Genomic DNA, 9,758 nt, shown 5'->3' on the forward strand with positions numbered 1-9,758 from the left:
TCGGCTGCGACCATTGGCTGAAGGCATAACGTCCTCCAGGTCGCAGAACGCGGTAGGCTTCACCGAAGGCCAATTTTGGATCTGTAAAGTGAAAGACCCCAAAGTTGCAGATTACCGCATCGTATGAGCCGTCAGGCTCTTCAAGCGCTAGAGCGTCGCCCTGACGAAACTCCAGGTGCGGAAACCGCTGTCGTGCGACCTCGACCATGCTCGGCGCAAAGTCGATGCCTTTGGCAGTTGCGCCGATAGCGTCAGCTGCTCCGGCAGCAAACCCGGGACCTGTGCAAATGTCGAGGATCTGAAGGCCAACTCGCGCTCGCACTCCGGACAAAAGCGCGGGTATAGCCTGCGTCGTGACGCGAGCGGTCAACCCTTCATACATAACGGCCCGCTTGTCCCAACCCTCAAGTTCCTGTCTTCTGAACTCCTCGAACGACATTGCCTCCTCCCAGGTCTACTTTGGTGGTCAATTCAAATGTACCATATCTTTCGTCAACGATTGCCCGTAGCGAGAAGGGTGATGTCAACTTTGTCCGCAGATTAGAATCTAAAGGACTTGAACCGCTCGTTCAGGAATGGCAACCCGAAGGGAGTCCAGCGTCACGTAGGAAATGTCATATGAAAAACCTTGTTCTAACGTGCTGCTTTGGAACTATTTCCTTAGGGTTTACAGCGTTTCCGTCTGCTGCACAGCCCCGGCTAGGTTGGGCGTATCAGATTGATGGGCTTGCCGCGTTTCAAGGGGACGCGGATTTGAGTGACGGTGGCGAGTTCTCTGCAAGTCGAACATTTCTACGTGTCACCGCACTTTACAATCTGGAAGAAGGCAACTCCGTTGGGCTTTCCACCAGCTTTGGCAAGCTGGATTATAACTTCAGCCAACCGAACAACCAGCCTTGGGAAAACATCCGTGACCTTCGCATTGCTGTTCCTGTCCGGTTTCGTGTGGGTGATACTGCTACGGTTTTTGTGTCGCCACAAATCAGGTGGGACTATCAAAGCGGGGCCTCCTCTTCTGACGGCAGAACCTATGGTGTTTTTGCTGGTCTTGCTTGGCAACTGAGCGAGCGCCTGACGATAGGCCCGGCCTTTGGTGCGTTTTCTCAGTTTGACGATGACAGTACTGATTTTTTTCCGGCTTTGCTGATCGACTGGGACATAAATGATCGCTGGAACTTGAACACTGGCTCTGGTTTAGGAGCAACGCAAGGTCCCGGATTGACACTGAGCTACGCGTTGAATGACACGATAGAACTTTCGTTGACCGCGCGATCGGAAAGGATACGATTCAGGTTGGATGGGGATGGCCTTGCCCCGGATGGCGTAGGTGAAGATAGGAGTATCCCTGTAGTTCTTTCTGTTGGGTACAACCCGAATCCCGGGGTTTCATTGAGCGTATTTGCAGGCGCAGAAATTGACGGCCGCCTGACGCTAGATGATGCGAATGGAGCCGAAATTAGTCGTCAGAGCTATGAAACAGCGCCGTTGGTCGGGCTGGCGTTTAGGGTCAGGTTCTGATCGCAGCATTGAGCCTGTTTGCCAGATGTGTGCGTAGGTTTTCTCGCGGCTAAGTTCATACTTCTGCTTTGTCCGCAGACTAGACATTAAGGCAAGTTGAAGCGAACGACCGCACCGAGCCCTTTGCGGACGTTAATCCTAGCTGACCAAAAGCAGCGTTGTTTGCGGCCATACGTTTCCAATATACAGTTGCTGGATGCTCAATCAGAAGTTGGTGGTGAGCGTTGGCATAAAGTGATCGAAAGGTATGGAGCTTGGCCTTTTCTAATGATCTGATACCCGTATTCATGCTGTGTGTCGCTTGCTTCACCCTAGTCGTAACTTTGCTGTACCGAGTGATGCACGCCGCAATACATAACCGAATAGCCGACGAACACATTAAGATCCTTGATTGGGGGGCATTCAGAATATCAGTGATACACTCGCTGTTGCTGACGCTTGGCTTTAGCGTAACTCGCGAAGACTTCACCGAATTGAGATTTGTTGCCAACCAGCAGGCTATTGAAATCGAGCGAGTTTATAAAGGTTTGGGTTGGTCGAGCGACCCGGAAGTTGCGATCATAAGAGCCAAAGTGGCGGAACTTGCAAACATTTTAGTCAATGAGGAATGGCCCCTTCTCGGGGAAGGCGGGCTTTCGTTGGCAGCAGACGCGCTAATGAGTGAGATCGGTACTGGCTTGATGCATCTGCGGTCGAACGCAAGCGAACCACTTGCGGATGACCTTCTTGTCAGTCATCTGGCTGTACAAGAGACCCGGGCAACTCTCAGTTTGAATGTCCTGTCTGGCCCAACCAAGCTATTCTGGACGATCGCTTCAGTCGGCTTTGTATTTACGGCGATTTGCTTCCTAGCATACCCATTGAGTAGTGCTTCAACGGCGGTGATGGCGATGTTTGCGGCATTAAACGGCGCAGTACTTTTTGGAATCGTCGTTATGGGGAATCCCTTCGAACGGATTGTCGAAGTCACACCAGTTTCACTTGAAAAGGTGATCGAAAGATCATTCTGAAGGTTTGCCTACACAAACAGCTTAGACAACCGCTTTAGGCCGTTTCGTTTGTTTGAATTGTCCCCCCAAAAGTTGGGCGCGCAGTTGCTTTCTCGTACAGACTGTATTCGGAAGAACCCATTTTTTCCAAGCCACTTGACGGTTTGTTGCTTGCGACGAGGCGTGAACTTCAACCCAAACCGCCCGCGCCATGCTTAAGGATCACCGGAACTACAAGTTCTTCCTCGTCAATCAAATGGCGAGACAACATACTCTCAAGTCTATTCGTCTCTTCGAGAAACTTGCCGATCTCTCGAGAAGATTGGAGTTCTGCATTTATCGCGGCGTTCGCCGCTTTAACGTAACGATGCAAGACATCATCCAAAGCGTGGTGATCACGGTCAAGGATTTCGAAGCCGCGCTTAATCCGGAAGTCTTTCTTCGCCAATATAGGGAAGTAGTGTGCGTCCTCTATATTGTGATGACCGTTCAGTTCGCCAACCAACATCGAGCCAAGCTTTGCTACATGCGCCTTGAAGACCATCCGGTCCGTTTTTTGGTCCAAATGTTTCTCGGTTTCAGTCGCCAGCATTTCCAAAAGCCGACGGAACATCATGTGGCGGTCCAGCCAAAAGCGGACGAGTCCTTCAAAGCCTGGATGTTCTTCCCAGCCTTCGCGGGGATACTCTTTAAGCAGCACTGAAAGCGCGTCCGGGAGGCCATCGCGTTGACCGAGTTGGGTCGAAAAATTATCCATCTCAACTTTCTTTTCAACACGTAAAGGAAGCCACACTTGCTTGACACTATTTAGGAGTAAGGGTTTCGAGCCGAGCGATCCTTGGACAGGGACTGCTGATCCCTACGGACCAGGAGCTCAATGGCGTCGGCAAGATGTTCCTTGTCGATATGGTGATCTCCCCGCGTCACCCTGATACGGTGAGCTTCGATCATCACGTCGGCGTGTCGGCAGCCTTCGGGCGGCTCAAAACGATAGGAAGCCAATTCGATCCGAAGGCCGAGAGGATCGCGGAAGTAGATTGAATCCATAAACCCACGATCAACAGGGCCGGAATGCGCGACGCCCCGTGCGTCAAGTCTCGACTGAACTTGCCAGAACGTCGCCTGGCTCACGTTCAACGCAAGATGGTGAAGCGATCCGGTGTCCTCGGGAACAGCGGTCGGGTCAGGCTTGCGGTCCTCATTTGTGAAGATCGTGATTAAACGACCGTCACCGGGATCGAAGTAAATGTGCCCTTCGTTCGGATTGTCGAGGTTCGGCTGATCGAAGACGAACGGCATGCCCAACACGCCTTCCCAAAAGTCGATGGAGGATTGCCGGTCTGCTCCAATAATCGTTATGTGGTGGACGCCCTGCGTCTGGATTTTCCGCAGGTCGTTACTCTTTTCCATTTCGTTTGCTCCACTATTTTGGCTTCATTCCGTTTCTGACCAATCGACCAGCTTTGACTTGTAATCCGTTCTAGGCAGTGTGCCGAAAGGAACCAAAGTAATGTCGGTTGTCACCAGCAGTTCGTCACGCAGGCGCTTACGAATGAGACTGGATAGCCCAACGTCGGCTTCTTGGTCTTTTGCCAACTCGACGACGATTGGTAATGGCGGCGCTAGCTTAACTGATTTAGTCTTTGGCCTGATCGAGATTGCTCCGCTGACCTCAGCCCCGATTTTTCCGACGACGTCTCGCACAGCGGAAGGAAATACGTTGACGCCGCGTACAATCAAAAGATCATCGGTCCGACCGATGCAACGCACGCGCGGGGTATCTCGGCCGCATGGGCAAGCTCCAGTGCTTAGACGTACCCTGTCACGTGAGCGGAAGCGAAGAAGAGGTGCAGCTTGGTGCATAAGGTGGGTGTAGACCAACTCGCCCTCTGAACCGTCTTCGATGGGGATGTTGGCGCCGGTTTCAGGGTCAATAAGTTCGAAGTGAACAAAACCTGCGCCGGAGAAGTGCATTCCGTTCTGATGCGTGCACTCCCCCCAAAGTGACACAGATATGTCGCCGATTCCCATTGCTTCAGTCACCCGCGCACCCCAAGCCTTTTCAATGCGTTGCCGCATTGAAGGTTCGCCACCGCCGGGCTCTCCGGCGACGAGAATCTTATTCACCGAGGACGCAGCCGTGTCGACTCCACGCTCGAACGCCCATTCCGAAAGGTACTGCGCATAAGACGGCGTACAGCCGAGAACGGTAGGCTTTAGGAGTTGAATAGCAGTCATCAACCGCTCGGTATTTCCAGCACCAACTGGAATGTGACAGACCCCGAGTTTAGCAAAAGCGTCTAGCGTCACTCCCGCAACGAAAGGCCCGGCATTATACGTCGTTACCATACGTTCGCCCTTGGCCAATCCGCTGGCGCCATAAGATCGAGTTGAAATTTCAACCCAATTAGCCAAATCATCAGCAGTAAGCGGGATGTAACTGGGTGTTCCTGTAGTCCCGCTGGTCGAGTACACCCGAACGATTTCCGTCATGGAGGCCGCAAGATGACGCCCAATGGGGTGATCTTCGTCTCGCGACGCACGTAGCTCGTCTTTTTCAGTGAACGGCAACTTCGAAACGTCGTCGAGCCCCCCGGCTTCTTCGGCCGAGGCTATTCCCGCGGCGGCGAGCTTTGTCTGGTAGAACTCGGAGTGTTCCCAGAGATACGCAAGCTGCTTCCGGTATGCCGCATCATTCACAGCGGCGAGTTCGTTCCAAGGCAAGTCAGACAGTTTTTGCTGGCCCATTTCACGACCTGGTTGGTTTGAAGTTGACGCCCATCTCCGCGTGGTGCGCCAACGTAAATCCGATAGGCGTTTCACTCTCCTCAGCGAGGTGAGCTAGCAGACTTGCCGTGCGTGCCAGAATGGGGACCGCTTTAAGCACTGAAGGCGGAAAGTCCAAATCGAGGAGTACTGCGGGAATCGCGAACGAGACGTTCATCGGTAAGGGCTTCGGCCAAAGGCGAGACACAGAACCTTCTATCTCACGGGCGAGCTGTGTGTAGGTGCCCATGACCTTCCGTTTTTCGGCAAGGTTAAGAATGCGTTGCGCGCGAGGGTCTATTGGCTTGTGAAGGGGGTGTCCGAAGCCTGGAATGCGCCTGCCATCATCGCGCATCTCGACAATGATGTCGTCCAGCGCTTCGCCATTTTTCGCGATCCGGGTGTGTGTTTCCTGAAGAAAGCGTCCTGCTACTTCGGTCGTTCCGAGAATAACCTTGCCGCAGCCCAACAGTCCAGCGGCTACTGCTCCTTGAAGGAAATCGGGGTCAGCTGCGTAAGTCATCCTGGCAGCTTGGTTGGTTGGAACCAGCCCATGCTCAGCAATCGAAACCAGCAAAACGTCAAGAAAGTAGGCCTGATCCGGTGTTGGTTTGCGCCCAGTCGTCAACAAATAAAAGTACTCGGTAAAAGTTACGTTGCCCATCAATTCGTGTGCTAGGTCATGGTTTCTCACCGTGATGGTGTCGTGAGTTGCTGTCGAAATGGATGTTATTGCCTTCCCGGCTTTCCCAATCTGCATCGGAAATCTCCCTTTTCATCGCAACTTACCACAGATCAATTAGCTGAACGGGGCGCAATAATCCGCCCCGCTATTGCTTCAGTCGCAACCTTTAGTCTACAGCAACGTCTGATAGGTGTGCGGCACATAGCGGAAGCCGTCGCCACGCGTTTCAACATAGCCGACAGCGGGAAACGGCATGTGATAGCCAATGAAGGGCATCCGTTCGGTGGCAAGCATGCCCAAGACTTTTCGGCGAGTTGCAGCCGCCGCTGCCTTGTCACGGTCAAAACGAACTTCCCAGTCAGGATAAGCAAGCGACCAGACATAATGGTTGGTCGTGTCCGCCGTAATTACGACCTGCTTACCACCGCTTTCCAGCATGTAGATCATATGACCAGGTGAATGACCGAAGGCTGCCATACCAGTGATACCGGAAACCACTGTGTCGCCATCTCCAATAAAAGTCATCTTGTCAGCAAGCGGACGAACTTTTGCATCGAATGCTTCGTTTCCAGCGTCGGCGGTCGTGTCGTACTCGAGCTGCCCTGTGACATAGCTGGCATTTGCAAAGGTTGGGGCGCCATCCTCGCCCGTCAAACCACCAATGTGATCGCCGTGCATGTGCGTGATTACGACCATGTCGATGTCATTGGGCGTCAGGCCTGCCGCTTCAAGAGCTGCTGTTGTGCCTGCTGCATTAAGGCCAGCGTCAAACAAAACGACCTGTTCGCCAGTGTTCACAACGGTCGGCGTGAAAAAGAAATGGGTTTTGTCGGCTGGAATGAAGTTCTCTTCTGAAACAGCCTTGAACTCGTCAGGAGATACATTCATCCCAAATGTCTTTTGGGGTTCTTCGACTGTACGAGTTCCAACGAGAAGCGTCGACACTTCAAAATTACCGAGATTGAACGAATACTTACTTGCGTTCGGAGTCATTGCTCCGTTCGCTCCGGCAAGTGCTGCACTCGGCCGAACGGTTGCCCCTGCAGCCAGTGGCAAAGCAGCGCCGGCAGCAAGGATTGTCCGTCGGGATAGTTTTGCGGTGGTGCTCATCGGGATGTCTCCAAAAAGTTTATTGATTGAGAACTAGATCACTGCAGTGTTCGGTCTAGACGCGCACCAATGATGTGCGAGCATGCACAGTTCCCTGAAGCGGTAAGAGCAACTGTCAACTTCGTCTTTGTTGCATTATTTTATTAGTTGAGAGATTTGTTTGCGTGACTATGCACGAAGCATTAATTGGTGTGCCTCGGCACGTTACTGCCTGTCGAAAAAAAAGATAGAATTACCGTTTTGGGTCAAAAAACTTACCTCGAATGGCCTTGATTTTGGGTGGTCGGTTTCCTCTTCGGACCCGAAATAAATGAATTAGAAAATGGTTGAACAATCTCAAGTGACCACGGGTGGACGTAAGCTTTGCTTCAACCGCTTGAATTACGGCTGTATCATAATGCTGCCAAGAACTTCGACACCATTTGCTGTGGATCGAATTATGAGAACCTCGCCGGATCGCGTGGTCTGTCCCGTGAGGGCGGAAATGTTCACCTGATGGGTGACAAGCATCAAACGACCCGAGGTTTCAGCGATCAGGTTGCGTGTCTGGGTTGTCTGGCTGTCCCGTGTCGAATAATCGCCGAAGAATGAGTTGAGGGGTGGAGCTTCACTGACGCGTCCCACATTGAGGAGCTCAGCCGTTTCGAGAGTTCGGCACCACTGACTGCTTAGCACTGCGTCGAAATTAATGCCCCGCTCCTGCAATGCAGCGCCGATGGCTCGTGCTTGCTCCCGACCACGCTCGTCTAAGTTCCTCTGTGTCGCGCAATCACCAATTTCGAAGTTTGCCGGGTCACCCGTGCCAGGAGCAAGCGCATGACGCATAATCGCGATTGCACCAGGCTCGGAGAAACTGTCCCAGTCATTCGAGTGCGCGATCCCGGGAACAAAGAGAAGTAGAACTGCAATCCAACGCATGAACCAGAGGTAAAGCAGAGTTGTTGAAGGTCGAGGCCTCGCGGGTTCGACGGTTCGGATTCTTTCGTTGCCACCCACCAAGTGGGTGGAATTTAAGTTGCTAGGACAAAAAAACCTTATCAAGCGTTAAGCGGTTTCAAAGCTGTAGAGATACGCTACCCTTTCTGTATGCGCATCCTGTCCGTACTATTCATCCTGTTTGGTTTGCCTGTTCTCTCCGAAGAGGTGGAACTGGAACTCGTTTTGTTGGCAGATGCGTCTGGTTCAATAACCGAGGCGGAAATCGAGTTTCAGCGCCAAGGATACGCTAACGCAATCACCGATCCTCGCGTGCTTGCTGCAATACAGGAGACAGCTTATGGCGCCATAGCGGTGACCTATGTTGAGTGGGCTGCGAATACCGCAATTGTTGTCGATTGGACCAAAATCGATGGAGCAAAAAGCGCACAGGTATTTGCAGAAGCATTGATAGGCCCGCCTCGGCAAGCCTATGGGCGAAATGCAATTGGGGCAGCCTTGCTCGACGCCAAGAGGCTCATAGAGCAGAACGAATTTGAAGGTTGGCGAAAAGTTATAGATTTCTCGGGTGACAGCCCGAACAGTTTTTCAGGACCCGCGATATCAACCGCACGAGAGGAAGTGGTTGCGTCTGGCATAACGATCAACGGGCTTCCAATCCTTTGCCGGTTCTGCGACACGCCGGGCCGTTATCCGGATCTCGCCGAAATCTACGAGCAGCAGATAATCGGTGGTATCGGCGCCTTTGTCGTAACTGCGGCGAATGAAGACGATCTTGCAGAAGCAATCCGTCGAAAATTGATCCTCGAAATCTCAGGTTTGGAACCGCCGGCAAACTTAGCGTCCAATTGAGTTCTGCCACCGGAGCAGACCTTGAAGCGCGTAAAATCGTCGACTGATAATCTCCCGAGCATCTTTTGCCAAATTGACCGGAACAATAGGGATCTGTTGGACGTTATTGATGCCGTTACTGTTGAAATATCGGCCTCCAAAGCACCCATCGCCGGCATTTCGTTGAGCCGGTGAATTTATGCTCCTATGGTATTTGGCGTGAGTGAAAGCGCACGATTTTTCATCTTGTCTGGCCGCGTGGGATCCCCATACCCACGCGGTCAATTCGTTAAACGTCAGTTTAGTCCGCAACCCGGTCATAGCCGTATTTTCTACCAGTGTCTGCTCTATATCAAAGCAGCCGTTGACGCTCCGACCAGTTAATAGGTCCAGAGCCTAGCCTGCGTTTGATCCACTTAGCCAATAACCCCGTAAAACCCTTACCCCATTTAGTCTGGGCAGTCCCATGGTCAGACTAAATCCCCGCGTTGCCTATCATCCCAGATTAAGGTGACGCGGGGAACTTTGATCCAAACCGCGATCCGCGCCGTACTTAAAGCACCCCGAAACTAACGCCCGCGATGTTCAATTGGTTTCCCTCCGAACAATGCGGGTTTTTTCGGGATGGGGGGTAACGAGTGCCAGCCCCGCCTCTGAGCGGGGGATTTTTCCCTTGGTGCAGAAAACCATATCATAATTAAAAATACTTTTTCGAAGGAATCGACTTGATGCTGAGTTTGCGCGCCGTAATTGAAGTGTCTAGCCCCCGTGTTCTGGGCCATTTCGGACTAGAGTTTCGGGGACTGGTGGGCGCATGTTGAGGGCCTGATGCGGTCGGGTGTGGTTGTATTGCCTGAGCCAGCAATTGATCACGATCTGTGCCTGCTTGGTCGTTGTGAACCATTCGGAATTGAGAACCTCGC

Annotated in this window: 11 protein-coding genes; 3 read left to right on the plus strand and 8 right to left on the minus strand. The window is 52.4% G+C overall.

The features are described 5' to 3' along the window. On the minus strand, window positions 1-439 hold a 439-nt coding region (locus GOV91_RS22235; RefSeq protein ID WP_171237101.1), incomplete at its 3' end, for a class I SAM-dependent methyltransferase. A gap of 23 nt (window positions 440-462) precedes the next feature. Between GOV91_RS22235 and GOV91_RS22240 the strand changes: the two genes are divergently transcribed. Both GOV91_RS22240 and GOV91_RS22245 read left to right on the plus strand, forming a co-directional pair. Next, window positions 463-1,518, plus strand: coding sequence for a hypothetical protein (locus tag GOV91_RS22240; protein ID WP_371732358.1), 1,056 nt, complete (start codon window positions 463-465; stop codon window positions 1,516-1,518). Between the two features lie 428 nt (window positions 1,519-1,946). Next, window positions 1,947-2,528 carry a hypothetical protein gene (locus GOV91_RS22245; RefSeq protein WP_171237102.1) on the plus strand — a complete coding sequence of 194 codons (582 nt, stop codon included), beginning with the start codon at window positions 1,947-1,949 and terminating at the stop codon, window positions 2,526-2,528. Between the two features lie 169 nt (window positions 2,529-2,697). On the opposite strand, the gene GOV91_RS22250 is transcribed toward GOV91_RS22245, so the two are convergent. The 6 genes from GOV91_RS22250 to GOV91_RS22275 all read right to left on the minus strand — a co-directional run bounded on the left by GOV91_RS22250 (window position 2,698) and on the right by GOV91_RS22275 (window position 7,986). Then, on the minus strand, window positions 2,698-3,264 hold the full coding sequence (locus tag GOV91_RS22250; RefSeq protein WP_171237103.1) for a hemerythrin domain-containing protein: 567 nt from the start codon (window positions 3,262-3,264) through the stop codon (window positions 2,698-2,700). A gap of 50 nt (window positions 3,265-3,314) precedes the next feature. Beyond that, a complete protein-coding gene (locus GOV91_RS22255; protein ID WP_171237111.1) occupies window positions 3,315-3,899 on the minus strand; it encodes a VOC family protein in 585 nt (194 codons plus the stop codon). Between the two features lie 42 nt (window positions 3,900-3,941). Beyond that, a complete protein-coding gene (locus tag GOV91_RS22260; protein WP_171237104.1) occupies window positions 3,942-5,255 on the minus strand; it encodes a phenylacetate--CoA ligase family protein in 1,314 nt (437 codons plus the stop codon). Between the two features lies 1 nt (window position 5,256). Further along, window positions 5,257-6,033 carry a citryl-CoA lyase gene (locus tag GOV91_RS22265; RefSeq protein ID WP_171237105.1) on the minus strand — a complete coding sequence of 259 codons (777 nt, stop codon included), beginning with the start codon at window positions 6,031-6,033 and terminating at the stop codon, window positions 5,257-5,259. 96 nt (window positions 6,034-6,129) lie between these two features. Next, complete coding sequence (locus GOV91_RS22270; RefSeq protein WP_171237106.1) at window positions 6,130-7,068, minus strand: MBL fold metallo-hydrolase; 939 nt, start codon at window positions 7,066-7,068, stop codon at window positions 6,130-6,132. A 381-nt stretch (window positions 7,069-7,449) separates the two neighbouring features. Then, window positions 7,450-7,986, minus strand: a complete 537-nt coding sequence (locus GOV91_RS22275) for a histidine phosphatase family protein (RefSeq protein WP_171237107.1) — start codon at window positions 7,984-7,986, stop codon at window positions 7,450-7,452. A 168-nt stretch (window positions 7,987-8,154) separates the two neighbouring features. Here GOV91_RS22275 and GOV91_RS22280 point away from each other — a divergent pair, with 168 nt between their 5' ends. Continuing rightward, the gene (locus GOV91_RS22280) at window positions 8,155-8,856 is read left to right on the plus strand and encodes a DUF1194 domain-containing protein (RefSeq protein ID WP_171237108.1); all 702 of its coding nucleotides are present in this window, start codon (window positions 8,155-8,157) and stop codon (window positions 8,854-8,856) included. Window positions 8,857-9,594: 738 nt separating this feature from the next. Here the strand turns inward: GOV91_RS22280 and GOV91_RS22980 are convergent. Beyond that, window positions 9,595-9,758 (minus strand): integrase core domain-containing protein (locus GOV91_RS22980; RefSeq protein WP_171237109.1); only part of this gene is annotated, 164 nt, incomplete at its 5' end.

Source organism: Ruegeria sp. HKCCA6837 (assembly GCF_013034475.1).
GTDB lineage: Bacteria > Pseudomonadota > Alphaproteobacteria > Rhodobacterales > Rhodobacteraceae > Ruegeria.